Annotated in this window: 20 protein-coding genes, 4 tRNA genes and 1 riboswitch; of the genes, 6 read left to right on the top strand and 18 right to left on the bottom strand. The window is 58.9% G+C overall.

Annotated features, from left to right (window positions below):
- Nucleotides 1–277: 277 nt before the first annotated feature.
- Nucleotides 278–354, bottom strand: a tRNA-Arg gene (locus FBY12_RS27565).
- Nucleotides 355–638: 284 nt separating this feature from the next.
- Between FBY12_RS27565 and FBY12_RS27560 the strand changes: the two genes are divergently transcribed.
- Entirely contained in the window at nt 639–869 is a 231-nt protein-coding gene (locus tag FBY12_RS27560; RefSeq protein WP_145257610.1) for a hypothetical protein, read from the top strand.
- 19 nt (nt 870–888) lie between these two features.
- Nucleotides 889–1,068: a PA3371 family protein gene (locus FBY12_RS27555; protein WP_145257607.1), complete on the top strand. Its 180-nt coding sequence runs from the start codon at nt 889–891 to the stop codon at nt 1,066–1,068.
- Here FBY12_RS27555 and phnN read toward each other — a convergent pair.
- Complete coding sequence (gene phnN, locus FBY12_RS27550; RefSeq protein ID WP_145257604.1) at nt 1,043–1,615, bottom strand: phosphonate metabolism protein/1,5-bisphosphokinase (PRPP-forming) PhnN; 573 nt, start codon at nt 1,613–1,615, stop codon at nt 1,043–1,045. The two genes, FBY12_RS27555 and phnN, sit on opposite strands and share 26 nt — an antisense overlap.
- 383 nt (nt 1,616–1,998) lie before the next feature.
- Here phnN and FBY12_RS27545 point away from each other — a divergent pair, with 383 nt between their 5' ends.
- Complete coding sequence (locus FBY12_RS27545) at nt 1,999–2,325, top strand: Arc family DNA-binding protein (RefSeq protein ID WP_003178899.1); 327 nt, start codon at nt 1,999–2,001, stop codon at nt 2,323–2,325.
- A gap of 104 nt (nt 2,326–2,429) precedes the next feature.
- On the opposite strand, the gene mgtE is transcribed toward FBY12_RS27545, so the two are convergent.
- Entirely contained in the window at nt 2,430–3,872 is a 1,443-nt protein-coding gene (gene mgtE, locus FBY12_RS27540; protein WP_092279049.1) for a magnesium transporter, read from the bottom strand.
- A gap of 321 nt (nt 3,873–4,193) precedes the next feature.
- Here mgtE and FBY12_RS27535 point away from each other — a divergent pair, with 321 nt between their 5' ends.
- The gene (locus tag FBY12_RS27535) at nt 4,194–4,682 is read left to right on the top strand and encodes an outer membrane protein assembly factor BamE (RefSeq protein ID WP_145257601.1); all 489 of its coding nucleotides are present in this window, start codon (nt 4,194–4,196) and stop codon (nt 4,680–4,682) included.
- A 19-nt stretch (nt 4,683–4,701) separates the two neighbouring features.
- Here FBY12_RS27535 and FBY12_RS27530 read toward each other — a convergent pair.
- The 7 genes from FBY12_RS27530 to ltaE all read right to left on the bottom strand — a co-directional run bounded on the left by FBY12_RS27530 (nt 4,702) and on the right by ltaE (nt 10,668).
- Nucleotides 4,702–4,778: transfer RNA gene (locus tag FBY12_RS27530), tRNA-Arg, on the bottom strand.
- 72 nt (nt 4,779–4,850) lie between these two features.
- Nucleotides 4,851–4,927 (bottom strand) — tRNA-Arg (locus FBY12_RS27525).
- A 108-nt stretch (nt 4,928–5,035) separates the two neighbouring features.
- Nucleotides 5,036–5,126 (bottom strand) — tRNA-Ser (locus FBY12_RS27520).
- A gap of 62 nt (nt 5,127–5,188) precedes the next feature.
- Complete coding sequence (gene csrA, locus FBY12_RS27515; RefSeq protein WP_003178872.1) at nt 5,189–5,377, bottom strand: carbon storage regulator CsrA; 189 nt, start codon at nt 5,375–5,377, stop codon at nt 5,189–5,191.
- 189 nt (nt 5,378–5,566) lie between these two features.
- Complete coding sequence (locus FBY12_RS27510) at nt 5,567–6,808, bottom strand: aspartate kinase (RefSeq protein WP_121731418.1); 1,242 nt, start codon at nt 6,806–6,808, stop codon at nt 5,567–5,569.
- Nucleotides 6,809–6,898: 90 nt separating this feature from the next.
- Complete coding sequence (gene alaS / locus FBY12_RS27505) at nt 6,899–9,517, bottom strand: alanine--tRNA ligase (RefSeq protein ID WP_121731419.1); 2,619 nt, start codon at nt 9,515–9,517, stop codon at nt 6,899–6,901.
- A gap of 146 nt (nt 9,518–9,663) precedes the next feature.
- On the bottom strand, nt 9,664–10,668 hold the full coding sequence (gene ltaE / locus FBY12_RS27500) for a low-specificity L-threonine aldolase (RefSeq protein ID WP_145257600.1): 1,005 nt from the start codon (nt 10,666–10,668) through the stop codon (nt 9,664–9,666).
- Between the two features lie 197 nt (nt 10,669–10,865).
- A riboswitch (FMN riboswitch) is annotated at nt 10,866–11,036 on the top strand.
- A 105-nt stretch (nt 11,037–11,141) separates the two neighbouring features.
- On the opposite strand from ltaE, the gene FBY12_RS27495 reads away from it, so the two are divergent.
- Nucleotides 11,142–11,651: a 6,7-dimethyl-8-ribityllumazine synthase gene (locus FBY12_RS27495; protein WP_145257597.1), complete on the top strand. Its 510-nt coding sequence runs from the start codon at nt 11,142–11,144 to the stop codon at nt 11,649–11,651.
- 72 nt (nt 11,652–11,723) lie between these two features.
- Here the strand turns inward: FBY12_RS27495 and astE are convergent, their stop codons facing one another.
- The 7 genes from astE to FBY12_RS27460 form a co-directional block, all read right to left on the bottom strand.
- Nucleotides 11,724–12,734, bottom strand: coding sequence for a succinylglutamate desuccinylase (gene astE / locus FBY12_RS27490; RefSeq protein ID WP_145257594.1), 1,011 nt, complete (start codon nt 12,732–12,734; stop codon nt 11,724–11,726).
- 12 nt (nt 12,735–12,746) lie between these two features.
- On the bottom strand, nt 12,747–13,037 hold the full coding sequence (locus tag FBY12_RS27485) for a topoisomerase II (RefSeq protein ID WP_092279039.1): 291 nt from the start codon (nt 13,035–13,037) through the stop codon (nt 12,747–12,749).
- A gap of 62 nt (nt 13,038–13,099) precedes the next feature.
- Complete coding sequence (astB, locus tag FBY12_RS27480; RefSeq protein WP_145257591.1) at nt 13,100–14,446, bottom strand: N-succinylarginine dihydrolase; 1,347 nt, start codon at nt 14,444–14,446, stop codon at nt 13,100–13,102.
- Nucleotides 14,447–14,612: 166 nt separating this feature from the next.
- On the bottom strand, nt 14,613–16,082 hold the full coding sequence (gene astD, locus FBY12_RS27475; protein WP_178076508.1) for a succinylglutamate-semialdehyde dehydrogenase: 1,470 nt from the start codon (nt 16,080–16,082) through the stop codon (nt 14,613–14,615).
- Nucleotides 16,079–17,104: an arginine N-succinyltransferase gene (gene astA, locus FBY12_RS27470; protein WP_121731184.1), complete on the bottom strand. Its 1,026-nt coding sequence runs from the start codon at nt 17,102–17,104 to the stop codon at nt 16,079–16,081. Before astA ends, astD begins: the two co-directional genes overlap by 4 nt.
- 79 nt (nt 17,105–17,183) lie before the next feature.
- On the bottom strand, nt 17,184–18,203 hold the full coding sequence (gene aruF, locus FBY12_RS27465) for an arginine/ornithine succinyltransferase subunit alpha (protein ID WP_121731185.1): 1,020 nt from the start codon (nt 18,201–18,203) through the stop codon (nt 17,184–17,186).
- A 195-nt stretch (nt 18,204–18,398) separates the two neighbouring features.
- Complete coding sequence (locus FBY12_RS27460; protein ID WP_145257588.1) at nt 18,399–19,619, bottom strand: aspartate aminotransferase family protein; 1,221 nt, start codon at nt 19,617–19,619, stop codon at nt 18,399–18,401.
- Between the two features lie 304 nt (nt 19,620–19,923).
- Here FBY12_RS27460 and FBY12_RS27455 point away from each other — a divergent pair, with 304 nt between their 5' ends.
- Nucleotides 19,924–24,981 (top strand): dermonecrotic toxin domain-containing protein, encoded by a 5,058-nt coding sequence (locus tag FBY12_RS27455; RefSeq protein ID WP_256663367.1) that lies wholly within the window; start codon nt 19,924–19,926, stop codon nt 24,979–24,981.
- A 25-nt stretch (nt 24,982–25,006) separates the two neighbouring features.
- Here the strand turns inward: FBY12_RS27455 and argR are convergent, their stop codons facing one another.
- A complete protein-coding gene (argR, locus tag FBY12_RS27450; protein WP_092279026.1) occupies nt 25,007–25,987 on the bottom strand; it encodes a transcriptional regulator ArgR in 981 nt (326 codons plus the stop codon).
- Between the last annotated feature and the right edge of the window lie 59 nt (nt 25,988–26,046).

Genomic DNA, 26,046 nt, shown 5'->3' with positions numbered 1-26,046 from the left:
ACCAAGGAGTTTTCCGTTTCGACTGCGCCGGAAGTGGGGCGAATTATAGACTTCCAGAATCTGCCGTCAAGCGCTGATTTCGCTTTTCTATCAATGACTTGCCAAAACCTCGAAAACGCCTACATTCCTTCTATATAGGAGCACAACGCATCACATCTTCTATATAGAGCGCTGAGCACAGAAGAGCCAGTGCCTCCTCTGACGAACGTAGCGAAACCGCAAGCTCACGCAAAAGCGCGGATCGATTCCAAATCGGAGCGGTAAAGGCAAGAAATAATGGTGTCCCAGGGCAGGTTCGAACTGCCAACCTTCCCCTTAGGAGGGGGATGCTCTATCCAATTGAGCTACTGAGACACAAATCGCACGCGAGGACCGCGGTACGAAGGACGGCGAGCATGGTAACGGGCAGCCCAGTGTTTGTCATGTCGTCCACAGCCTTTTTAAGTGTAGGCAAAGGCATCAGCACCTTCGCGCGCCGTGCAAAATGCATCCCGCCCAAAACGCCATCATTGCAAATTGCACTGACACCCCTCCCCGAACAAAAGATAACTAATTGATTTTAAAGGATTTATAACGCTTCAAACTGTTGGCACGGTGGCTGCTTTAGCTCTACTCCAAGAACAATGGAGGATAGCCCCATGAACAGCGCTCTCTTAATCTCGAACGCAATAGCCCTGACAGTGCTGCTTGGCTTTCAATTTGCTCCCGAGAATGACGCTGAAATGGTGGCTCGGCGCATGCCACATTACCTTCAACTGCAGAAAGCACCGCAATTGGCCGTGATGAATGACCGCCAAGCTACTGCTAATAAAGAAGTCAGCCAGCAGAGCACACTGGCACAACCTTCTTCCGACCGTTTGATTTTTTGACTTCACCAGGAGCACCGCAATGTCCAAATCAGCCACTGGATTCCTGATCCTGACTTTGCTGAGCGGCATTTTTCATTTGTCTATCGCTGATGATGCAACCGTTACGGCGCCACTGATCGCGTGTGGAGTATTCGGTGCACTTTTCGTATTGGCGCTGATCGCGGGGCGACGCATCAAATTCGATCCGGTTTTACGCTAGAGCTGAGCAGATCCAGTAGCCGACTAACTGTGCTATCCAAGTAGCCAGAGTTATCAAGCCGATGGATGAAGGCATCGCCGCTCGATTCGCCGGCAACGAAGAGCTCATTTCGCCGAAGCCTGGCTTCTATTTCCTCGCTGGTTTCACGCCCCCGCCGCAATAGCCGCTTGCGTAGCACATCGGTTTCCACCGTGAGCAAAATCGCAAGCAATGTTGGATAACGCTCCAACGCAATCGGCAAATGCGCCCGAGAACCGTTGACCAATACATGCCGACCATCCTCAAGCCATTGATCAATGCGCGCAGGGATACCGTAATCCAAGCCATTCGCACTCCAATACAGCGCAAAACTCCCCTCCTCCCTCAGGCGTTCAAATTCTGCCGTAGTAACGCCAACCGCATCCTCGCCAACTGATTCGGCCGAACGAGTAATAACCCGGCGAGCGACCTCGCACCCTGCGGCCAGCAACCGTCCGCGAGCCGCCTCAATCAAGCTGTCCTTGCCCGACCCGGATGGCCCCATTAGATAAATCAGCCTGCCATCCATCTTGAAATCATCCCGCACAGCGCAGCGCCACTAGTAAATCGGCCATTTGCCACTATCCTTCAAAAGGTAAGGAACATTGATCGAATCCGCATAGCATGCGCCTTCAGTTGTCCTTGGACATTACCGGAAGGCAAGAGGACGCGGCCAGAGGTGTGGTCAGAGCGGTTTTTCAAACCAGTCCGCATTTCTGATAATTGGTGCTGGCATAAAGCCTTTATCCAGTTCAATATTTGTCACAGAATTGACGCCAATGATCTGGCAATTTTGAGGCATGATGCGAGCCTCTATCAATTCAGGTTGAACATTTGGCCAGAGTGCTTGTCCTATCAGACATCCTGCGGCCAATCCCGAGAACCGCTCCCCTGAACTAACCGGTTAAATATATGCGCCCATTGAAACAGGCAATTTATTCCAGCCGTACGGCTGACAAGTTCGTCGTACGTCTGCCAGACGGAATGCGTGAACGCATTGCCGAGGTGGCTCGCAATCATCATCGCAGCATGAACTCCGAAATCATTGCGCGCCTTGAGCAGAGTCTTATTCAGGAAGGCGCACTGGGCGAAGAATTGAGCATGCGCCTGGACAGCCCGGAGCTGTCGCTGCACGAACGCGAATTGCTACAACGTTTCCGTCAACTGTCCCACCGTCAGCAGAACGCATTGGTTTCGCTGATCGCTCACGACGCTGAAATGGCCGCAGACGCGTCCTGATCCATAGCAAAAGAATTCAAGCCAGCATAATCGCTGGCTTTTTTTTGCCTTGAATTTGAGGCGCAAAAAAAGCCCGCCAATCTGGCGGGCTTTGAAGTAACGAATCAGAGCAGGAAAATCGTCGCCAAGCCGAGAAAGATGAAGAACCCACCGCTGTCCGTCATGGCCGTGATCATCACACTGGCACCCATTGCCGGGTCGCGCCCCAAGCGGGCCAGCGTCATGGGGATCAACACGCCCATCAATGCCGCCAGCAGCAAGTTAAGTGTCATCGCCGCAGTCATCACTACGCCGAGCGACCAACTGCCGTAAAGCAGATAGGCGACAACCCCGATCACCCCACCCCAGACCACACCATTGATCAAACCGACCGCCAGCTCCTTGCGCATCAGCCGTGAGGTGTTGCCGGTGCTGACCTGGTCCAGTGCCATAGCCCGAACGATCATAGTGATCGTCTGGTTACCCGAGTTGCCGCCGATGCCCGCCACGATCGGCATCAGTGCCGCAAGTGCCACGAGCTTCTCGATGGAGCCCTCGAACAGGCCGATAACCCGCGACGCTACAAACGCTGTCACCAGGTTTACCGCCAGCCACGACCAGCGGTTACGCAGGGATTTCCAGACCGAAGCGAAGATGTCTTCTTCTTCACGCAGACCAGCCATGTTGAGAACTTCGTTTTCGCTCTCTTCACGAATCAGGTCGACCATCTCATCGATAGTCAGACGACCAATCAACTTGCCGTTCTTGTCGACTACCGGCGCAGAGATCAAGTCATAACGCTCGAACGCCTGCGCAGCGTCGTAGGCATCCTCGTCCGGGTGAAAACTCACCGGATCGCTGGCCATGACGTCGGCGACCTTCTTGTCCGGATCGTTGACCAGCAACCGCTTGATCGGCAACACACCCTTGAGCACGCCGTCGTAGTCGACGACAAACAATTTGTCAGTGTGGCCAGGCAATTCTTTGAGACGGCGCAGATAACGCAGAACCACTTCGAGACTGACATCCTCGCGGATGGTCACCATCTCGAAGTCCATCAGCGCACCGACCTGCTCCTCGTCATAGGACAACGCGGAGCGAACGCGCTCACGCTGCTGGCCATCGAGGGTTTCCATCAGCTCATGGACGACGTCGCGCGGCAGCTCGGAAGCCAGGTCAGCGAGTTCGTCGGCATCCATGTCCTTGGCGGCGGCCAGGAGTTCGTGATCGTCCATGTCGGCGATCAGCGTTTCACGCACCGAATCGGATACTTCGAGCAGGATGTCGCCGTCACGATCAGCCTTGACCAACTGCCAAAGCGTCAGACGATCGTCCAGCGGCAGGGCTTCAAGGATGTAGGCGACGTCGGCGGAGTGCAGGTCATCGAGTTTGCGTTGCAGCTCGACGAGGTTCTGCCGGTGAACCAGGTTCTCGACCCGGTCGTGATGCGGACCTTCCTGGCGATGAGTCAGGTCTTCGACTACCCGCTGACGCTGCAACAGCTCAACAACTTGAGCGAGGCGGTCTTGCAGGCTTTCTTGCGTTTTCTTTACTTCAACTTCGGACATAGGCGAACTCCACTCCCAGCAGCGGGGCACGCCGGAAGAATCAATCAGTCAATTCATGATTGGAAAAACGGGTTACTAAACAACTACTGGGTAAGTCCATGGAGGTATTCCATAAGCCCCGGCGGGGCTGACGGGCGCAATGATACACCGCCTGACGGTTTAAGACGTTAAAAAATCGTGGCTGAAACAAGCGCTTGCAAGACAAACCTGAGCGCTGTCCTTATCCATACAGGTGCGACGACTCATCCTGAAAAGAAAACACACAGGCGCTTTAAAAAGGAGCGTCTACCCTTGAGGCACAACGTCATGGAGGACGTCGAAATGCCGCTGATTCTGCTGTTGATCGCCCTGCTCTACCTGTTACCGAAAGCTTATGCTGCAACCATTCACCGCTGCGAATCAGCCGATGGACAACTGACCTTCACCACCATGAGCTGCAAGACTGAGGAAAGTCTTTCAGTACAGACCGTGAGCCCATTCATGCCAGGCACGGTCGTCGCGATCATGCCGGAAAGATCCAATACCAAAAGGAGAGAGCCGACGATTGTCGGCCGCTCGGGGGACAAATGTGGAAACCTGATCGACGCCAAGCAACGTCGCGAGGCGATTATCAATCGGCGAGTTGTGGCCGGCATGAGTCAGCGGGATGTTGAAAGCGCGCTCGGCAGACCCGGCAAGATCAACACTCGCAATACAACTACCCGCTACAGCTATGACCTGAAGCGAGGGCGCACCGTGCACGTAGAGTTCGATGAAGAAGGATGCGTCAAAGGAAAAGCCAAATCCCAGACGGCAAAAAGCCCGCGTTAGACGCAGGCTTTTTGGTGTTTGGTGCACTCGACAGGATTCGAACCTGTGACCGCTCGGTTCGTAGCCGAGTACTCTATCCAGCTGAGCTACGAGTGCATTTTGTGTTTTTAAACCAGACCACAACTGGTTGAAGCAAAGTTGCCTGCATTACTGCAAACAACTCTTAAATGGTGCACTCGACAGGATTCGAACCTGTGACCGCTCGGTTCGTAGCCGAGTACTCTATCCAGCTGAGCTACGAGTGCATTTGTTGCCGCGCATTATAGGCCGTCTAATCTCTATGTCAACCGCTTTTTTCTAGTAATTTCAACAACTTACCGAAGAAGCTAGATTACAACGTACTACGCAAATAATGGCGGAGAACGGGGGATTCGAACCCCCGACACCCTTTTGAGGTGTACTCCCTTAGCAGGGGAGCGCCTTCGGCCACTCGGCCAGCTCTCCGCAACACGGGGCGTATCTTAACCAACCTTTTCCCCGTTTGCAAACATAAAAAACGATAAAAATTAATGGCTTGGTTCGTCGTCCTTCTCTTTCTTTATCCGCAAGTAGATTTCCTCGCGGTGAACAGCAACCTCTTTAGGCGCGTTAACGCCAATACGCACTTGATTTCCTTTGACGCCGAGCACGGTCACAGTGATTTCGCCATCACCGATAATCAGGCTTTCTGCGCACCGACGAGTCAGAATCAGCATACCTTTCTCCTCACGCATTTCATTTCAGGGACAACAGTCTGCAAAAAAAAGGCACTCGACCTGCAACCGGAGCGGTCGCAGCCCTGTATGCCTGAGTATTGACCAGCGCGAGCAAAAGAACAGAGTCCTGGCCCGCGCCATTCAAAAAAGACGAAGGGCGCGGTCAGACCGCGCCGTTCGGCAAACGCATCACTCGCCTTGACGGGCCGGTGCGTCCAGTTCGAAAGCCGTGTGCAGCGCGCGCACAGCCAGTTCCAGGTATTTCTCTTCGATCACCACCGAAACCTTGATTTCCGAGGTCGAGATCATCTGGATGTTGATGCTTTCCTTGGCCAGCGATTCAAACATGCGGCTCGCCACGCCTGCGTGAGAACGCATGCCGACGCCGACGATCGAGACCTTGGCGATCTTGATGTCACCGATCACTTCACGGGCACCGATCTCGCGAGCGGTGTTTTCCAGCACCGTTTGCGCGGCCTGGAAGTCGTTACGGTGAACAGTGAAGGTGAAGTCGGTGGTGTTATCGTGCGCAACGTTCTGCACGATCATGTCGACTTCGATGTTCGCGCTGCTGATTGGCCCAAGGATCTTAAACGCGACGCCCGGGGTGTCTGGCACGCCACGGATGGTCAGCTTGGCTTCATCGCGGTTGAAAGCGATGCCGGAAATGATCGGCTGTTCCATGGTTTCCTCTTCATCAATAGTAATGAGGGTGCCCGGACCCTCCTTGAAGCTGTGCAGTACGCGCAGCGGAACGTTGTACTTGCCGGCAAATTCCACCGCGCGGATTTGCAACACCTTGGAACCGAGGCTGGCCATTTCCAGCATCTCTTCAAAGGTGATCTTGTCCAGGCGCTGGGCCACGGAGACAACGCGCGGATCGGTGGTGTAGACGCCATCGACATCGGTGTAGATCTGGCATTCGTCAGCCTTCAACGCTGCTGCCAGTGCCACACCGGTCGTGTCGGAACCGCCGCGCCCGAGGGTGGTGATGTTGCCGTGCTCGTCGACGCCCTGGAAACCGGCGACAACCACCACGCGACCCGCCTTCAAATCACCGCGAATCTTCTGATCGTCGATCTGCAAGATACGCGCTTTATTGTGCGCGCTGTCTGTCAGGATTCGGACCTGGTTACCGGTGTAGGACACCGCTGGCACGCCACGCTTGATCAGCGCCATTGCCAACAAGGCAATCGTCACCTGCTCACCGGTGGAAACAATCACGTCCAGTTCGCGCGGAACCGGTTGCCCGTCGCCACTGATTTGCTTGGCCAGATCGATCAGACGGTTGGTCTCGCCGCTCATTGCAGACAGCACAACCACCAGGTCATCGCCGGCATCGCGGAATTTCTTAACCTTGTCGGCGACCTGCTCGATTCTCTCGACAGTGCCGACCGAGGTGCCTCCAAATTTCTGTACGATCAAAGCCATTTCAAAGCCGCCTCTGCCCATGAAGGGCGCCCAATAATCACTCAAACAGTTGCCGGGCGCGCGACTAGACCGCGCGCCCGGCAAACCGCCTTATAAACCCTGCTCTACAAATGGAACGGTCAGGGCCAGTGCTGCATCCAGTGCGCCGGCATCTACACCACCGCCCTGCGCCATATCCGGACGACCACCGCCCTTCCCGCCCACTGCCGCAGCGGCTTGCTTCATCAAATCACCGGCTTTGAGTTGGCCAGTCAGGTCTTTGGTTACGCCTGCAACCAGAACGACCTTTTCCTCATGGACACTGCCGAGCAGGATCACTGCGCGGCCGAGTTTGTTTTTCAATTGATCGACCAGCGCCAGCAGCGCCTTGCCGTCCTGACCGTCCAGACGCACGGCCAGCACTTTCACGCCTTTGACATCCAGCGCCGAGGCCGACAGATCGTCGCCCGCCGCGCTGGCAGCCTTGGCTTGCAACTGCTCGAGTTGCTTCTCCAGCAGACGGTTGCGCTCAAGCACAGCCGACAGCTTGTCGATCAGGTTGTCGCGACTACCCTTGACCAGGTTGGCCGCTTCCTTGAGTTGTTCTTCCGCAGCGTTCAGGTACGCCAGAGCCGCAGCGCCAGTGATAGCTTCGATACGGCGCACGCCGGAAGCTACACCACCTTCGCTGACGATCTTCAGCAGGCCGATGTCGCCGGTACGGCTGGCGTGAATGCCGCCACACAATTCGACGGAGAACGCGCCGCCCATGCTCAGCACGCGCACGTTGTCGCCGTACTTCTCGCCAAACAGCGCCATGGCGCCTTTTTGCTTGGCGGATTCGATGTCGGTTTCTTCGGTTTCAACGGCGGAGTTCTTGCGAATCTCGGCGTTGACGATGTCTTCCAGCGCTTTCAACTGCTCAGGCTTGATCGCTTCGAAGTGGCTGAAGTCAAAGCGCAGGCGCTGACTGTCGACCAACGAACCTTTCTGCTGAACGTGCTCGCCCAACACCTGACGCAATGCCGCGTGCAGCAAGTGCGTCGCCGAGTGGTTCAACGCCGTGGCGTGACGCACTTCGGCATCGACATGGGTTTCCACCGGGGCGCCGACCGTCAGGCTGCCGAGTGCCAGCACGCCGTGGTGCAGGAACGCGCCGCCAGTCTTGGTGGTGTCGCGCACGTCAAAACGGCTGCTGCCTACTTGCAGGTAACCGCAGTCGCCAATTTGGCCGCCGGATTCAGCGTAGAACGGCGTCTGGTCGAGTACGACCACGCCTTCTTCACCTTCACTCAAGACGTCAACCGAGCGCCCTTCTTTATAGATAGCAACAATCTTCGCCGAACCGCTGGTGGCCTTGTAGCCGGTGAACTCGGTCGCCACGTCAACCTTGACCAGGGTGTTGTAGTCGAGGCCGAACGAACTGGCCGACCGCGCACGTACACGCTGGGCTTCCATTTCACGCTCGAAACCAACTTCGTCAACGGTCAGGTTGCGTTCGCGAGCGATGTCGGCGGTCAGGTCCATCGGAAAACCGTAAGTGTCATACAGCTTGAACACCACGTCGCCCGGCACCACGGTGCCTTTGAGTTCCAGCAGATCCTGCTCGAGAATCTTCAAGCCGTGCTCCAAAGTCTTGGAGAACTGCTCTTCTTCAGCCTTGAGCACGCGCTCGATATTGGCCTGTTGCTGCTTGAGCTCGGGAAACGCATCGCCCATTTCGGCGACCAGCGCCGCGACGATCTTGTAGAAGAAGCTGCCGGTCGCGCCCAGCTTGTTACCGTGACGGCAGGCCCGACGGATGATCCGGCGCAGCACATAACCGCGACCTTCGTTGGACGGCAACACGCCATCGGCAATCAGGAAACCGCACGAACGGATGTGGTCGGAGACGACTTTGAGCGACGACTGATCGTCGTTGCTGCAACCAATCGCCTGGGCCGAAGCGCTCAGCAGGTTCTTGAACAGGTCGATTTCGTAGTTGGAATGCACGTGCTGCATCACCGCACTGATCCGCTCCAGGCCCATGCCGGTGTCGACCGACGGTGCTGGCAACGGATGCAACACGCCGTCGGCGGTGCGGTTGAACTGCATGAACACGTTGTTCCAGATCTCGATGTAACGGTCGCCATCTTCTTCCGGCGAACCCGGTGGGCCGCCCCAGATGTGCTCACCGTGATCGTAGAAAATCTCGGTGCATGGGCCGCACGGGCCGGTGTCGCCCATGGTCCAGAAGTTGTCCGATGCATACGGCGCGCCTTTGTTGTCGCCGATGCGGATCATGCGCTCGACCGGCACGCCGATCTGTTGGGTCCAGATGTCGTAAGCCTCGTCATCCGAGGCGTAGACCGTTACCCAGAGTTTGTCTTTCGGCAGTTTCAGCACGCCGGTGAGGAAGGTCCAGGCGTAGGTGATCGCGTCCTGTTTGAAGTAATCACCGAAGCTGAAGTTACCGAGCATTTCGAAAAATGTGTGGTGACGAGCGGTATAACCAACGTTTTCCAGGTCACTGTTCTTGCCACCGGCACGCACGCATTTCTGGCTGCTGGTCGCGCGGGTGTACGCACGTTTTTCCTGGCCCAGGAAGCAGTCCTTGAACTGGTTCATCCCCGCGTTAGTGAACAGCAGGGTTGGATCGTTGCCCGGAATCAAAGAGCTGGAGGCTACACGGGTGTGGCCTTGCTCTTCGAAGAAGCGAAGGAAGGCTTCACGGATTTCTGCGCTTTTCATTAGGTTCTTCCACGGAGGCTGCGGCCAAAGGCCTGTGCAAAACGTCATCAGACGAAGCGACGGCAAAGGGCCGCATTATATCGGCCCTGCGCGCGGGGTACAGCGTGTTTATACGATAGAAACGGTCAATTGGACGGCTAACCCTGTCAGTTGCGCGAAAACTCGACGAATGTCGCGATGACTTGCTCGATTTGCGCGCGGCTGATGTCCATGTGCGTGACCATGCGCAGACGCCCGGCGGCGCTGAGCTTGATCCCGCGCTCGGCGGCGAAGGTTTTGAGCGCGTCGGCACGCTCGCCCATGGCCACGTAAACCATGTTGGTCTGCACCGGCTCGACTTCGTAACCGGCCTCGCGCAAACCATCCGCCAGCGCTTGGGCATTGGCGTGATCGTCGGCCAGGCGCTGGACGTTGTGATCCAGCGCATACAGCCCCGCTGCCGCCAGAATCCCGGCCTGACGCATGCCGCCGCCAACCATCTTGCGCAGGCGCCGCGCCTTGGCGATGAACTCGACCGAGCCGCACAACACTGAGCCGATCGGCGCGCCAAGCCCTTTGGACAGGCACACCGAAACCGAATCGAAATGCTGGGTGATCTGCCGCGCATCGACGTTGAGCTTCACCGCCGCGTTGTACAGCCGCGCGCCGTCCAGGTGCAGGGCCAAGCCGTGTTCGCGGGTGAAGCTGCGCGCCCGAGCGAGATATTCCAGCGGCAGGACTTTGCCCTGCATGGTGTTTTCCAGCGCCAGCAAACGCGTGCGGGCGAAATGGAAGTCATCCGGTTTGATCGCGGCAGCGACGTGCGCCAGGTCCAGCGACCCGTCTTCCTGGACTTCCAGCGGTTGCGGCTGGATCGAACCGAGCACCGCCGCCCCGCCACCTTCGTACTTATAGGTGTGCGCCTGCTGACCGACGATGTATTCCTCGCCGCGCTCGCAGTGCGCCATCAGCCCGAGCAAATTACTCATGGTGCCCGTCGGCACGAACAACGCGGCGGCAAAACCCAGCCGTTTTGCCAGTTCGGTTTCCAGACGATTGACCGTCGGATCTTCGCCATACACGTCGTCACCAGTGTCCGCCGCGGCCATCGCCTCAAGCATTGCCTGGGACGGTTGGGTGACGGTGTCGCTGCGAAGATCGATAACGCTCATGAATCCGGCCTCGGTAAGTAGGGAGATTTGCTTTTGCAGGTTGGATTACTGCGGGCAGGCCGACGATTAATCAACCCTTGGGCATGGAAAAGAGACTTTGAAATGTCGGAAAACTCGATATCAATCATCAGAAAGCAGGAATGCGCAGCCCGGGAATATGTGTTAAAAAAGCTGCGCCGCCCGACAATCGGGCGGCACAACGTTCTCAGGGCGGGGTGCAACTCCCCACCGGCGGTAATTGCGCGCAATGCGCATAGCCCGCGAGCGCTTGGTGCCAGACCTGCTTCGGCGGTGTTTGGCGACAAGGTCAGCAGACCCGGTGTGATCCCGGGGCCGACGGTCATAGTCCGGATGAAGAGAGAACGGGATTGGCGCCAAAGGGCCGACCGCGAGCATTTTTCATGCGAGCGCGCGCACCCTTAAATCCCATTCGATTCATAAGCCCTGTTTTTCACACAAACAGGAACCAGAACATGCAACCCACCGCAATCGACAGCAAAAGCAAAAACCATCAAGGCGAGCGCGTCGCGTTCATCCAGGCTTGCTGGCACAAGGAAATCGTTGATCAGAGCCGTATTGGCTTCGTCGCCGAAATGCTTGCCCAGGGTTATCAGGAGTCCGACATCGATTTCTTCGAAGTCGGCGGTGCCTTTGAAATCCCACTGCACGCCAAGCTGCTGGCCAAATCCGGCCGTTACGCCGGCATCGTCGCTGCCGGCCTGGTGGTCGACGGCGGAATTTACCGCCATGAGTTCGTCGCGCAATCGGTGATCAGCGGCCTGATGCAGGTTCAGCTGGAAACCGAAGTGCCAGTGTTCTCGGTGGTTTTGACCCCGCATCACTTCCATGCAGGCGAAGAACATCAGAAGTTCTTCTTCGAGCATTTCGTGCACAAGGGCCAGGAAGCGGCGAAGACCTGCGCGGATACGTTGCATAAACTGCGTGCGTTGCGTCGTAATGAGCCGCGCGCGGTAGCGGTTTAAGTACAAACCTCTGATGTGGGTGGGGTCTTCTGCCTCACCCACATTGGTTTTACGTCGGTTTCGAGATCGGGATCAGGCGAGGTTGTCGTCGGTGCTCGGCACGATCAGGATGCCGGCGCGCAGGCCGTTTTTGACTTTGGGGTTGGGGAAGATAATCCGCGCGCCCTGCTCTTCGATGATCCAGCGGGTCTGGGCGATGTCTTCGGCCAGCACGTAACCCACTTCCAATTCCGAAAAGTTCTCGACATCCGCTGGCAGGTTCAAGCGGAAGCTGTCGCTGTGCTTGATGATTTCCCGCGCCACGCTGAACAGCTGCAAACCGTCGAGTGAGGCTTCGGCGGCAGGCGGTTCGGTGCCTTCGATGATTTGTTGCAGACGGGTTTCCAGCAGATCGACATTCACCCCGTCGTTCTGCCCGAACGGCCGCGCCTTGCCCAATTCCAGAGTAAAAGCCTCGGCGCCGAGCTTGTCGTAGGTGTACGAACTGAAAACGATCGACGGCTTGTTCTGCAACAGCACCGCTTCCATGCCGGCGGCGCGCAGACGCGCCAGTTGCAGGCGTGAATGCTGGCGACCGTCTTTCCACGGGTACAACGCAAATTGCTCGATCTTCGAGCCGCGAATCGCCGTGTGCAGGTCGTAGTGCAAACGCTCGCGGTCCGGCAGGCTGAAGAAGCTCGCCGCCAGACGCTCCAGTTCACAGGCGCGCAGGGCTTCGGAACCGCTGCTTTGTTCGTGACGGCCATTGAACAGCCGGTTGACGTCCTGCTCGATGTAGCGCTCGCCGCGACGGATCGCTTCGGGGTTGCCGAACAGAAACAGAATACGTGCGCGCGGCTTCAGATCGCCGCGAGCGATGTCGTGCAACAAGCGATCGAGCAACTCGATCGGCGCTGTTTCGTTGCCATGGATCCCCGCCGACAGCAGCAGGTCCAGGCCATTGTCGCGCGCTTCAGGCGGGCGGACTTCCAGCGCACCTTCGCTCAACCAGCGCATGCGCACGCCTTCGACAGTCAGTTGAGTCTTCTCCGCCGGTTCGCGGCCGGCGAGGGTCAGTTCAAGCAGTTTGCCGAGGGCGAGCATAGAGCGAATTCCTTAGTGGTCGTGGGCGCAATCCGGGCCGTGCACGTGGTCTTCGTCGTCACCGACTTCAGCCGGTTCCATTTCCAGTTGCAGACTTACCAGATTAGTCGCCAATGGGCGCAGCAGCAGGTTGGCGTATTCGGCATCGCCTTCTTCGACGTCAACGCCGATCAGCAATTGGCCGCGGCCGTCTTGCTGAATCCACAGCTCTTTGCCTTGCCACATGACCGCGACGCGGGTGCAGGAGGTTTCCAGTTGCGTGCCGTCGGTGTCTTCAAGGATCAGCTGCAGGGTATCGCTCATATTTTTTTACGCTCTCGTGTGGAGATAAAAGCGGCGCGGCCCTTACAAGAGCCCGCCAGCCTTTAATTGATCTGGAATGGATAAACCGCGCCCAGTTTAAGGATTTGCGTCAATTCATCCAGTGCCGTCCGGCATTCAAGCAACATTTGCGGGTCTGCCAGATCGTTTTCGGTCATGCGGTCGCGGTAGTGCTTCTCGACCCATTCAGTCAGCGAGCCGTACAGGGGCGCCGTCATGATAACGCCCTGATTGACCGCCGCCAGCTCGGTCTCATTGAGTGCCACGCGAAGTCTCAGGCAAGCAGGGCCACCGCCGTTCTGCATGCTTTGCTTGAGGTCGAAGACCTTCACTTCGCTGATAACCCCGCCGGAGCTGGTCAAACCTTGCAGGTATTGCCAGACGCGTTCGTTGCCCCGGCATTCTTCCGGAACAATCAACAGCATCGAGCCGTCAGGACGCGACAGCAACTGGCTATTGAACAGGTAGGACCGAACCGCATCCTCCACGGTTACTGCGGAACGCGGTACACAAACAGACTGAAATTTCCCACCGACCCTGGCGAGTTTTCCGGCAAGTTCGGCGAGCATCTGTTCGGTGTCGAGGAACGCGTCCTCGTGATAGAACAAAACTTCGCCATTACCCACGGCAATCACGTCGTTGTGGAACACGCCCTGATCGATCACCGATGGATTCTGCTGCGCGTACACCACGCCGTCATCGCTCAAACCGTGCAGACGCGCAACCGCTTGCGAGGCTTCGAGGGTCTGGCGCGCCGGGTATTTTTGCGGCGCCGGGTAACGGTTGTCGAAAGCGCTACGACCGAAGACGAAAAACTCCACGCCCGCCTTGCCGTACTCACGGCAGAAACGTGTGTGGTTGGCCGCGCCTTCGTCGCCAAACTGCGCCACCGCCGGCAATGCGGCGTGGTGGGCGAAGTGCTTCTGGTCTGCGAACATCGCGCCGAGCACGCGGCTGGTGGTCGGATGCTCGATGCTGCGGTGATATTTGCAATTGAGGTTGGCGGCGGTGAAGTGCACGCGGCCATCGGCGGTGTCGGCACTTGGGCTGACAGTCGCGGCGTTGGCCACCCACATGCTCGACGCCGAGCAACTGGCGACCAGCAACGGCATCGCTTCTTTGGCGGCGCGCTGGATCACTTCAGCGTCGCTGCCGGCGAAACCCAAACGGCGCAGTGCGGCGACGTCCGGGCGTTCTTGCGGGGCCAATACGCCTTGTTGAAAGCCCATTTCCATCAGCGCTTTCATTTTCGCCAGGCCTTGCAGCGCAGCTTCCTTCGGGTTCGAGGATTGCTGGCTGTTGCTCTGCGACGCGACGTTGCCGTAGGACAACCCGCCGTAGTTATGGGTCGGCCCCACTAGACCGTCAAAATTGACTTCATAGGATTTCATCAGCGAGGCTCCACGAGAATCTGTTGTTGTAGGCATCTGGTAGTCATTCTTTTAGACCGAGGCGCGGCCATCGCGGGCAAGCCTCGCTCCTACAGGATTTGTGGTGTGCGCCAATCATGCGAACGTCACAAAACCTGTGGGAGCGAGGCTTGCCCGCGAATGGGCGCTACGCCATCTTCACGCCAGGCGTCAGTGTCGCCGGCATCACCAGGCTCGGGGTTTCCAGCGACGCCACCGGGTACGCGCAATAATCCGCCGCGTAATACGCACTGGCGCGGTGGTTGCCCGAGGCGCCGACGCCGCCGAATGGCGCGCTGCTCGCGGCGCCGGTCAGCTGTTTGTTCCAGTTGACGATACCGGCGCGGCTTTGCAGCCAGAATTGCTGGTAACGCGCTTCGGAATCCGACAGCAAACCTGCCGCCAAGCCGTACTCGGTGTCGTTGGCTTCAGTGATCGCCGCTTCGAAATCAGCGTAGCGGATCACTTGCAGCAACGGGCCGAACAGCTCTTCATCCGGACGGTCCGCGACCGCCGACACATCGAGAATGCCCGGCGTCAGCAACGCGGCTTGTGCCTGTGGCTGGGTCATTTCCAGTAGCGCCACGGCGCCGTTGGCCAACAGATGTTCCTGGGCATCCATCAACGCTTTCGCCGCGCCGAGGGAAATCACCGAACCCATGAACGGCGCTGGTTGCTGATCGAACGCGCCGACGTCAATCGTTGCGCTGACCGCCACCAATCGCGCCAGCAACGCATCGCCCCACGCGCCTTGCGGCACCAGCAAGCGGCGCGCACAGGTGCAACGCTGGCCGGCGGAAATAAACGCCGACTGAATAATCGTGTAAACAGCGGCATCGACATCTGCCACTTCATCGACGATCAATGGGTTGTTACCGCCCATTTCCAGCGCGAGGATCTTGTCCGGGCGACCGGCAAATTGTTGATGCAAGTGATTGCCGGTGCGGCTCGAACCGGTGAAGAACAGACCGTCGATACCCGGATTCGCCGCCAACGCGATGCCGGTTTCACGCGCACCCTGCAGCAGGTTCAGCACACCGGCCGGCAGACCGGCTTCGATCCAGCATTTAACCGTCAGCTCGGCGACTTTCGGCGTCAGCTCGCTCGGCTTGAACAGCACGCTGTTACCGGCCAGCAGCGCCGGCACGATGTGCCCGTTCGGCAAGTGGCCAGGGAAGTTGTAAGGGCCGAACACTGCAACCACGCCGTGTGGCTTGTGGCGCAACACGGCGGTGGCGTCGCCCAACGGGCCGCTCTTCTCGCCCGTGCGTTCACGGTAGCTCTGCACCGAGATGGCAATCTTGTTGACCATGCTGGTGACTTCAGTCGCCGATTCCCACAGCGGTTTGCCGGTCTCTTCGCCGATGCAACGCGCCAGTTCGTCAGCGTGATTTTTCAGCGCGGCGGCAAAGGCTTCGAGCACCGTGATGCGCTCGTCCAGCGTGCGCCGAGCCCAGCCCGGAAACGCCTGACGCGCGGCTTGCACGGCCGACTCAACCTGAGCGGCGGTGGCGCCTTCGCCGGTCCACAGCACTTGCTGGGTTACCGGGTTCAGCGATTGAAACGCCTCACCTTGGCCGGCCAGCCATTCACCTGCGATGTATAGCGAATTCATTATTTCGACTCCCGAGCAGCGGACAACGGCACGGCGCGCACTTGATCGCCGGCGTTGAGTTGAAGACGTTTGGCGGTCATTGGATCGACCACCAGCGTACCGGCGGCGAAGCGTGCCGAGGCCGCCGTGATGCGGCAGTCTTCGCGTTTGCGGTTGTGGATCAGGAATGGCGTGGCGTCATCGCCCGGCGTGCCGATTGCCAGCACCAGCGCCTGGCTGTCGCGCACCGCGCGGATCTTGCCGGTTTCGCATTCCACCGACGGGCCGGCGTCGAAAATGTCGACGTAACCCTGATAGCTGAAACCTTCGCTTTTGAGCATCGACAGCGCCGGTTCGGTGTCCGGGTGGACCTTGCCGATCACGTTGCGCGCGTCCGGCGAGAGGAAGCAGGTGTACAGCGGAAACTTCGGCATCAGTTCGGCGATGAACGCCTTGTTGCCGACGCCGGTCAGGTAATCGGCCTGGCTGAATTCCATTTTGAAGAAGTGCCGGCCGAGGCTTTCCCAGAACGGCGAGCGCCCGGCGTCATCCGACACACCGCGCATTTCGGCGATGATCTTGTTGCCGAACAACTGCGGGAATTCGGCGATGAACAACATCCGCGCCTTCGCCAGCAAACGGCCATTGAAGCCATTGCGGTGATCGGCGTGCAGGAACAGCGAGCACAATTCCGAATTGCCGGTCAGGTCGTTGGCGAGGAACAGCGTCGGAATCTCGCGATAGATGTTCAATTCCTGCGAGGCGCTGACCGTCAGGCCGACGCGAAAGTTGTACCAGGGCTCACGCATGCCGACCGCGCCAGCGATGGCGGAGATGCCGACCACGGCACCGTCGTCATCTTCGAGCACGAACAGGTAATCCGCATCACCGCGCCCGGCTTCGCCGCTGAAGGTCTTTTCGGCCCAGCCGACCCGATGGGCCAGACGTTCTTCGTTGGCCGGCAAAGTGGTCAGGCCGGTGCCGGTGCTCCGGGCCAGGTCGATCAGAGCGGGTAAATCGCTGCTGCGTACGGGACGAACGATCATGCTATCTCCTCAAACGGGCCGCTCGCGCCACCCGTGAAACTCGCTGCTTTCAGGCATTCTGTTGAGCAAAAAACAGCGGTCAAACCGCTACCAGACGCACGCTCGCGCCTTCACCGACGCCCAACGCTTCGGCCGCTTCCAGGTCCAGGGTCACCGGTTTGCCGGGCGCGTAATCGAGCTCGAGCAATACCGCGCGGTAATCCTGCAACTGCGCGTTCGCTACCAGGTATTGGCGACCGGCACCTTTGACTGGCTCGCCGATTTTCACCGGGACCACGCGGCTCTGGGCGATCGAACGAATCCCCGAGACGCGCGCGTGCAAGGTCGGGCCGCCGTCGAAGATGTCGATGTAATGATCGGTTTCAAAACCTTCGCGCATCAGGATGTCGAAGGTGATCTGCGCGCGCGGGTGCACCTGGCCCATGGCTTCTTGCGCAGAGTCCGGCAGCAGCGGCACGTAGATCGGGTAATGCGGCATCAGTTCGGCGAGGAACGTGCGGCTCTTCAGGCCACACAAACGCTCGGCGGCGGCGTAGTTGAGGTCGAAGAAGTTACGCCCGATTGCATCCCAGAACGGCGAGTCGCCGTTTTCATCGCTGTAACCAACGATTTCGGTAACCACCGAATCGGCAAAACGCTCCGGGTGGCTGGCGACGAATAGCAAGCGCCCACGCGAGTTGAGTTCCGACCACGGCGAACCGACCAGTTCCGGCAGCACGTAAAAGCTGGTCAGCAAGCTGTTGCCGGTCAGGTCGTGGCACTGCGAGAGCACGTGGATTTTGTTGTGGATCTTCAGTTCGCGGGAGGCGTGAACGAAGGTTTCGTTGCGGAAGCTGTAGAACGGCTCGGAATAACCGGCCGAGGCGACGATGGCCGAGCAGCCGACCAGTTTGCCGGTGGCGGAGTCCTCGAGAACGAAGAAATAGCTCTCTTCACCGTTGAAGCTGACTTCAGCGGAAAACGACGCTTCGCTCGCGGCGATCTTGTCGCTCAGGCGTTCAACGTCATCCGGCAAGGAAGTGACACCAATCGGGCTGTCCGCAGCCAGACGCTGTACCTCGCCCAGATCAGCCATTTGCGCGGGGCGCATCACCAGCATGGTGTCACTCCTTTCTCTAACTCTTGTGGGGAAATAAGCCGGCCCCTTGTAGGAGCGAAGCTTGCTCGCGAAGGTGTGTCAGTCGACATCACAGTGACTGACACACCTTCGCGAGCAAGCTTCGCTCTTACAGAAAAGCGGGTCCGGCATAAAAATTTGCATCGACGCCTGAATCGTCAGGCGTCGAAAGGTCTATCAGGCTTGTGCCAGTTTCGCCGCAGCGCGTTCGAAACGGTCGAGGCCGGCGTCGATGTCGGCGTCTTCCACCACCAGGCTCGGGGCGAAACGAATCACGTCCGGGCCGGCTTGCAGGATCATCAGGCCTTCACGCTCGGCGGCGTTGAAGATGTCCTTGGCTTTGCCTTTCCACGCATCGTTCAGCACGCAACCGATCAACAGACCCAAGCCACGCACCTGAGTGAACAGGCCGTATTTCTCGCCGATCTGCTCCAGGCGCGCCTTGAACTTGTCGTGCTTGGCGTTGACGCCGCTGAGCACTTCAGGGGTGTTGATCACGTCGATCACCGCTTCAGCAACCGCGCATGCCAGCGGGTTGCCGCCGTACGTGGTGCCGTGGGTGCCGACGACCAAATGCTTGGCCAACTCTTCAGTGGTCAGCATGGCCGCGATCGGGAAACCGCCGCCCAGGCTTTTCGCGCTGGTGAGGATGTCCGGAGTCACGCCGTAATGCTGGTAGGCGAACAACTTGCCGCTGCGGCCCATGCCGGTCTGCACTTCGTCGAACACCAGCAGCGCATTGTGCTCGGTGCACAGTTCGCGGGCGCCTTGCAGGTAAGCCAGCTCGGCCGGCAATACACCGCCCTCGCCCTGGATCGGTTCCAGCACCACGGCGCAGGTCTTGTCCGAAACCGCAGCTTTCAGTGCAGCCAGGTCGTTGTAAGGCACGTGGGTGATGCCGGTGATTTTCGGACCGAAACCGTCGGAATACTTCGACTGGCCACCGACGTTGACGGTGAACAGCGTGCGGCCGTGGAAGCTGTTCAGCGCGGCGATGATTTCGTACTTCTCGCTGCCGAAACGATCGAACGCGACGCGACGGGCCAGCTTGAACGCGGCCTCGTTGGCTTCAGCGCCGGAGTTGCAGAAGAACACGCGCTCGGCAAACGTGGCGTCGATCAGCTTGTGCGCCAGGCGCAAGGCCGGCTCATTGGTGAACACGTTGGACACGTGCCACAGCTTGTTCGCTTGTTCGGTCAAGGCACCGACCAGCGCCGGGTGCGCATGGCCCAATACGTTGACGGCAATCCCGCCGGCGAAGTCGATCAGCTCGCGGCCAGACTGGTCCCAAACGCGGGAACCGGCACCACGCACAGGAATGAATGCGGCAGGCGCGTAGTTGGGAACCATTACCTGGTCGAAATCGGCGCGTTGTACCGCAGCGTGCTCAACGGACATCGGAGTCTCCTGAAGAGGAACACCCGCCTGAAACTGGCGAGCGATGAGGGGATTGTAAGGACAGTTTTCAGCCCGGCCTTGCCGCCAAGCGACAACTTCTTATAGCGCCAACCCCGGTTTTAGCCGGGTTTACGGCAATGCGACATATACCGTCGCAATGGCGCAGTTTAAACCGATGCGACGGATGAGCGGCACCCGCGTGTATTTGAAACCACGGGTTTGTTTGATGTGCGGTAAATATGTACCGCACATGAAAAATGATTGGCGGGTCTGATAGCGAGCTCGACACGCCAAGGACAGCACCGTGAATTTTTCCAAGGACTTTCAACCCATCCGCCCTGCGCCGTTATGGCCGCTACATCCCGACGAACATTACGGCCACTTGGCAGCCGCGTTGCCGCCATGGCTGCTCAATGCCAGCGCCGCTCGCCGCGCCACCCTTGCCGACATCCATCCGCGTGCAATCGGTCAATTCGGCCATGTCACGTCGGCCCAGCACCGCACGCTGAAGCAGTTGAACAGCGCTTACTGGCACGCGCAGAACGCCATCGACCAACGCCTGCAACGACTGCAGAACGCCCGCGAATTTGGTGCGCCACTGCTGCGCGCCGCGCTGAAACAACAATTCGGCCTGGACCTGGACGTCAACACCACCTGGTTGCGCCTGTATATCCCGACCACCACACCGTGGTTCCCGATCAAGTCAGGAGGCGCGCGCACCTGGACCGTTTCATTGCTGGACGCGGCGCTGCACAATTTCGAACCCGATGAAGCGAAGGACGACGCTTATGCCGCGCAATCGGCCTACATCACCGAGCCCTCCGCGACCGGCCAGTTCGAAGTGCTCCGACACATCAAGCATCGTCTGGGCATCGGCGACTTCGCGCGGCTGTGTCGCGAGCTGGATTTGGGCAAGCAATATCAGGCCTGGCTCGAAGACAATCTCGGCATCAGCAACGGCCTGGTGCGCGCGGTGTTGCAACCGCAGATCAGCGACAGCCACAAATCTGCGTTGCGCTTGGCCCTCGAACTGGCGCTGATTGCGCGAGAGCCGATGAACGAGGCGACCTATCGCTCGCTGCTCGGGCTGATAGAGGGCGGTCAAAACCCGGTGCTCAATGGCAAACCGCTGCTATGCCACGACCTGACCATGATGAACGCGCGCCTCACTGGCATTCTGCTGTTCGCGCCGGACCTGGAACGCCACCGCGACGCCGTCCCGGTGATCGCCTACATTCCCGATGATCCCGAGCAGCCGCTGAAGGAATACCCGTCCAGCGCCGAGTTCATGGCTGACCTGAGCAAGCGCCTGCGCTCGAAAAATTACCAGGCGTTCTTCAGCCGCTTCGTCGCGCATGCGGATCGCGGTTATTTTTTTGCGGATTTGAATAACCGCCTGACCCAAACCACTTGGCATCGACGCGAGCGCGGGGATCCACTGCCGAGCTGGCGCGAGACACCGGCCGCGCACAGCAATCTGCAATTTGCCGCAACGCCCATCCGCGCCAACCTGTGGAATCATCTGCAGCAACGCAAGCTCGACCAGATTCTCAATGACGCGCGAACGCTCGCAGTGTCCACCGCCAATGCCGATAGAAAAGCCCGTTGGGAACGCTGGGATTCGTTCACCGGAATTGCCTCGGCGGTGTTGCAAATCGCTGCGTTGGTGGCGCTGCCGTTCGTGCCGTTTCTCGGCGAACTGATGCTGGCCTACACGGCGTACCAGGTGCTCGATGAAACCTTCGAAGGGATTGTCGACTGGGCCGAAGGCCTGACGCAGCAAGCCTTCGAGCACACCATGGGCGTGGTGGAAACACTGGTGCAACTCGGCACGTTCGCCGCCGGTGGCAGCATCGCTGTCGGCGAATTTCGCCAGGTACTGCCGCCTACCTGGATCGACTTCATTGATCGCTTCACGCCAGTCAAATCCGCTGGCGGCCAGACCCGTTATTGGGACGGCGACATGCAGCCATACCAACAATCAGAGCCTGCGACGCAGCTGTCACCGGGCGAATTGGGCCTGCGTCAGCACAACGAAAAAAGCCTGCTGATACTTGAGGACAAAACTTATCGCGTGACAAAAACCAATGGCCGAGAACCGTTCCTGATCGAACACCCAAACCGTCCTGAAGCCTACAAACCACGACTGAAACACAACGGCGATGGCGCCTGGCAAACGGAGCACGAGCAACCGCTGAGCTGGACTCGCGAGAAACTCCTGATGCGCCTCGGTCATCTCGCCGACAGCTTGTCCCTCGCCGAGCGTGAACAAGCCCTGAGCATCAGCGGATACCACGAAAATACCCTGCGTCGACTCCACGTCGACAATGAACCTCTGCCCGCCTTGCTCGCCGATACGCTCAAGCGTTTGAAGATCGACAAGGATCTGCGCACTTTTATAGAACGCCTCGGCAGCGAGCATGCCGAGCTCTATCTCAGCGCCGACGCGCCGACGCAATTGCAACTGTTGACCGAGCACATGCCATGGCCCAGCCATAAAGCGCTGCGCCTGCTCGACAGCAATGGCCAAGTGTCTTGGCAAAGCGACCTGAGCGGCCATCACGGCGCACGCGTGTATGACGTCGCCGAGCTGAATGGCGACGTCCTCAAGGCTTCGCTCGGCTGCTTGAACGAGGCGGAAATAAAGGCCTTGTTTGCCGAACCTTTTGGCCATCCGCAGTTAGCTCTGCAGGTTCGCAGCGGGCAACTTCGCGCTCGGCTGACGCAGATTGCCCAGGCGCGCCGCAACACGCTGTTCGAGGCGCGTTACCGGGCTCAGCAAATCAGCGCAGACCCTTTGGCCCAGCACCTCATCGACGCAGTGCCCGGATTGCCCGCCGGCTCGGCGCAAGAACTGTTGCTGAGCGCAAGCGCACGCGAGTTGCAGCAACTGGAACAAGGCGTCGTCGCCCCGCGCCTCAAGGAACTGGCGCGCTGGACGCAGCAACAGGTGCGAGCGGTGCGCGCCCGCGAAGGTCTGGAGTTGGGTTCGGTGGACAATCCGGATGCCGAGCGTTTGGCCGTGCATTCGTTATCGAGCCTGCCGGGCTGGTCGGGGAATGTGCGCATCGAGATCAAACGCTATTCATTTGAAGGCGAAACCATCGACAGCACCGGACCGCTGACCTCGCCGCGCAAAGTGCTGGTGCAGCTCGAAGATGGGCGCTACCAGCCTTACGACAACGCCGGTGCACAACTGGCAAGCAGCGACGATTTTTACAACAGCCTGTTAAGCGCTTTGCCGGACAGCGAGCGCGAAAATCTCAACCTGCACATCGGCCAGGGTCCGCTGCTCAAACAGAACATCCGCGAGCACGCGCTCGCCCATGAAGAATTGCAGGCGCTGCTGTCCTCCACGCCCGTACGCAAACCGTCCTACGACCCGAATATCATGCGCCTGCCGGGCGGCGCGGATGGCTACCGACTCGCGCATCCCGGCGCACCGTCGCTGCAGGAGCGGATTCAAGTGGTGTACCCCTCCTTCACTCAAGAAGAACTCGCCGTATTCACCCACAGGTTGCAACAACACCCCTCGGGCGCGCGCGTCGAGCTATCGCGCCTGCACGCGGAATTTATTCGGCTCAGTACCGACCTCGACATCTGGGCCAACGCCGAAGTAAACCTGCACCCCTTGACCGGCGCCGATTTGAGCCCGGCACAAATAGCGGCCAACACGCATAACCGGCAACTGCTCAAGAGTGAATTGCAACGCTGCTGGCGTCGGCAAACCGCGCTCAACGAGGCGACTGCGCAAGCGCCCGATCCGGACTATCTGTTCTCTTTCATTCACCCGATCATTGGCGAGTTGCCTGCGTTCGAGGCCGATTTCGGCCATATCACTCATGTCGTTCTGGAAGGCAATGAGATGACACTGGGCGGCGAAGCGTTCTTGAATCATTTCACCGGCATGCGCCGCTTGGCAGTGCGCGACATTGCTCTGCCAAACCTGCCAGAGGTGATCGCCACCCGACCCGGCATGACCCAACTGATCATCAGCAACTGTCACCTGCGCCTGAGCGCTGAGACGCAGGCTGTCATCGCTGCGCTGAGCAAGATGCGCACGCTGGATCTCTATCGCAATCCGCTGGGAATAAGCTTCAGCGTGGAAGGCATGCCAGCGCTCGAATACCTCGACCTGAACGAATGCCAACTGTCCAGCGTCCCCGCCGGACTGGCCACACGCACCGTCCTGCGTGGGGCCATTCTCTCGGACAACGCAATCAGTGAACTGCCTGTCGAGCTGTTCGACCTGCCGCCGGAACGGGTCGATCGCTTCGATTTCGGTGACAACCCGTTCTCCGATGCGACCCGCAATCGCATCAAGGCCAACTTCCAGCGCATCGGCCAGGACTTTGGTGTGGTTGCCCCGCAAGCCGATCTGGAACGGGCGGTGAATCTTTATCCGCTGTTGGGACGCGAAGAGGCGAGTGATTTTGTGTACCGATTGCCCGGCACGCTGGAAACCGGTCGCATCGAACTCACGCGGCTCGAAACCGAATACAGCACGATGGTTAATACGCTGGCGGCGTGGACCGTCGATGTGCCGGCACTGCATCCAGTAACCGAGCAGCCCTTCACGCCGCTGCAATTGCTGCTGGAGCACGGCACCCGCGACAACTTCAAGCGCGAGATCGAAAAAGCCTGGCGCAAAGACCTCGAACTGGACCAGTTCGACAACCCGCTGGACCCGAGCGAGCCTTCATACGAGCTGGATATCGAAATGATCATCGTCGGTGACCTGCCGACGCTGACCGCCGACTTCAGCCACGTATCGCATCTGTATCTGGGCAGCGATGAAGGACTTACGACCGTGGGTGACGGGTTCCTGCGCTGCTTCCCCAAACTTAAAGCGCTGACCATCCGCGACTATCGAATCGCCACGATCCCGGACAGCGTATTCAACATGGGCCGCTTGCAAACGCTGGAGCTCAGCGATTGCCATATCACTCTTACGCCGAACACCGTGGCGGCACTGGCAGGCATGGAAAAAATGGACATCCTCGACCTCAGCGGCAATCCGCTGACGCTGGCGCCCGATGTCAGTCAGATGCCCAACCTGTCGATGCTGATTCTCAATGACACGCTGATCACGGAATTGCCGCATGGCTTGTTGCAGTTACAAGCGCTCGATGAAGCGAACTTGAGCAGCAACGGGATTCGCGACTTGCCCAGCGACCTGCTGGAATTGCCCAGTGACACGGGAACGGCGATCAACCTGCGCGACAACCCGTTTTCCGAAGAAAGCCTGCAACTCCTGCGTGCCTACTTAAAGAAAACCAGAATTGATTTTGGCGTGGAAGCGATCATCGACGGCGCGGAAATGGAGGTGTCCGACTCAGAGAACTCAACCGTGGAAGACTGATTTTGCGCCTGCGCCAAAGCAGTCTTCAGCCGCGCTCTGAAGGTACTGAAGACAACTCGAACGGGCTGCTGCTGCGGCGCTGGTTGCGATCTTCGCGCGGCGTGGCGCCGAAGAAATTGCGGTAGGCGCTGGAGAAATGCGGCCCCGAAGAGAAGCCACACGACAGGCCGATCTGGATGATCGACTTGCTGGTTTGCATCAACATTTGCCGAGCCTTGTTCAGGCGCAGTTCCAGGTAGTACTGGCTCGGCACGCGGTTGAGGTATTGCTTGAAGATGCGCTCCAGCTGCCGACGCGACACGCACACGTGCTGGGCGATTTCGTCGGTGGTCAGCGGCTCTTCGATGTTGGCTTCCATCAGCAGCACCGCTTGGGTGAGCTTCGGATGGCTGGAGCCAAGGCGGTTTTGCAGCGGAATGCGCTGGCGTTCGCCGCCCTCGCGGATGCGCTCGACCACCAGTTCTTCGGAGACGGCACCGGCCAGTTCGGCGCCGTGGTCGCGGGCCAGAACTGCCAGCAACAAATCGAGTACCGACATGCCGCCGCACGCGGTCAGGCGATCACGATCCCAGTCAAACAAATGGCTGGTGGCGATGACTTTGGGGAAGCGCTCGGCGAAGTCGTCCTGCCAGCGCCAGTGCACGGCAGCGCGATAACCGTCGAGCAAACCGAGTTGCGCCAACGGGTAAACACCGGCGGACAACCCGCCAATCACGCAACCGGCGCGCACCAGTTGTTTGAGCGAACTGCTGAGCGCCGGGGCCAATGCGGTCGGCGGCTCATCGGCGAGCAAAAACAGTTTCTGGAAGTTTTCAAGTTTGCCGGCCCACGGTTCACCGGGCAATTGCCAGGCGCCTTCGGTTGGCGGCTCGGCCTGCAAAAACGACAGTTCGTAGACAACGTCTGGATGCACACGCTGAGCAACACGCAAGGCCTCCTCAGCCAGCGCAAGCGTCAGAGCTTTAGTGCTGGGCCAAATCAGGAAACCAATTCGATGGGCAGTCATGGCGGGCAATCCGAAACAAAAACAGTGATGAAGGCATGGGCCAATGCTAGCCCGTAAAT

The organism is Pseudomonas sp. SJZ131 (assembly GCF_007828705.1).
Lineage (GTDB): Bacteria > Pseudomonadota > Gammaproteobacteria > Pseudomonadales > Pseudomonadaceae > Aquipseudomonas > Aquipseudomonas prosekii.
Note: the sequence above shows the minus strand (reverse complement) of the source record. Positions and strands in the feature narration are given on the sequence as shown.

Bases quoted from the DNA above. Each gene is read 5' to 3' on its own strand.
- FBY12_RS27560 (WP_145257610.1), top strand. From the start codon at position 639: ATGAACAGCGCTCTCTTAATCTCGAACGCAATAGCCCTGACAGTGCTG.
- FBY12_RS27555 (WP_145257607.1), top strand. From the start codon at position 889: ATGTCCAAATCAGCCACTGGATTCCTGATCCTGACTTTGCTGAGCGGC.
- phnN (WP_145257604.1), bottom strand. From the start codon at position 1,615: ATGGATGGCAGGCTGATTTATCTAATGGGGCCATCCGGGTCGGGCAAG.
- FBY12_RS27545 (WP_003178899.1), top strand. From the start codon at position 1,999: ATGCGCCCATTGAAACAGGCAATTTATTCCAGCCGTACGGCTGACAAG.
- mgtE (WP_092279049.1), bottom strand. From the start codon at position 3,872: ATGTCCGAAGTTGAAGTAAAGAAAACGCAAGAAAGCCTGCAAGACCGC.
- FBY12_RS27535 (WP_145257601.1), top strand. From the start codon at position 4,194: ATGCCGCTGATTCTGCTGTTGATCGCCCTGCTCTACCTGTTACCGAAA.
- csrA (WP_003178872.1), bottom strand. From the start codon at position 5,377: ATGCTGATTCTGACTCGTCGGTGCGCAGAAAGCCTGATTATCGGTGAT.
- FBY12_RS27510 (WP_121731418.1), bottom strand. From the start codon at position 6,808: ATGGCTTTGATCGTACAGAAATTTGGAGGCACCTCGGTCGGCACTGTC.
- alaS (WP_121731419.1), bottom strand. From the start codon at position 9,517: ATGAAAAGCGCAGAAATCCGTGAAGCCTTCCTTCGCTTCTTCGAAGAG.
- ltaE (WP_145257600.1), bottom strand. From the start codon at position 10,668: ATGAGCGTTATCGATCTTCGCAGCGACACCGTCACCCAACCGTCCCAG.
- FBY12_RS27495 (WP_145257597.1), top strand. From the start codon at position 11,142: ATGCAACCCACCGCAATCGACAGCAAAAGCAAAAACCATCAAGGCGAG.
- astE (WP_145257594.1), bottom strand. From the start codon at position 12,734: ATGCTCGCCCTCGGCAAACTGCTTGAACTGACCCTCGCCGGCCGCGAA.
- FBY12_RS27485 (WP_092279039.1), bottom strand. From the start codon at position 13,037: ATGAGCGATACCCTGCAGCTGATCCTTGAAGACACCGACGGCACGCAA.
- astB (WP_145257591.1), bottom strand. From the start codon at position 14,446: ATGAAATCCTATGAAGTCAATTTTGACGGTCTAGTGGGGCCGACCCAT.
- astA (WP_121731184.1), bottom strand. From the start codon at position 17,104: ATGATCGTTCGTCCCGTACGCAGCAGCGATTTACCCGCTCTGATCGAC.
- aruF (WP_121731185.1), bottom strand. From the start codon at position 18,203: ATGCTGGTGATGCGCCCCGCGCAAATGGCTGATCTGGGCGAGGTACAG.
- FBY12_RS27460 (WP_145257588.1), bottom strand. From the start codon at position 19,619: ATGTCCGTTGAGCACGCTGCGGTACAACGCGCCGATTTCGACCAGGTA.
- argR (WP_092279026.1), bottom strand. From the start codon at position 25,987: ATGACTGCCCATCGAATTGGTTTCCTGATTTGGCCCAGCACTAAAGCT.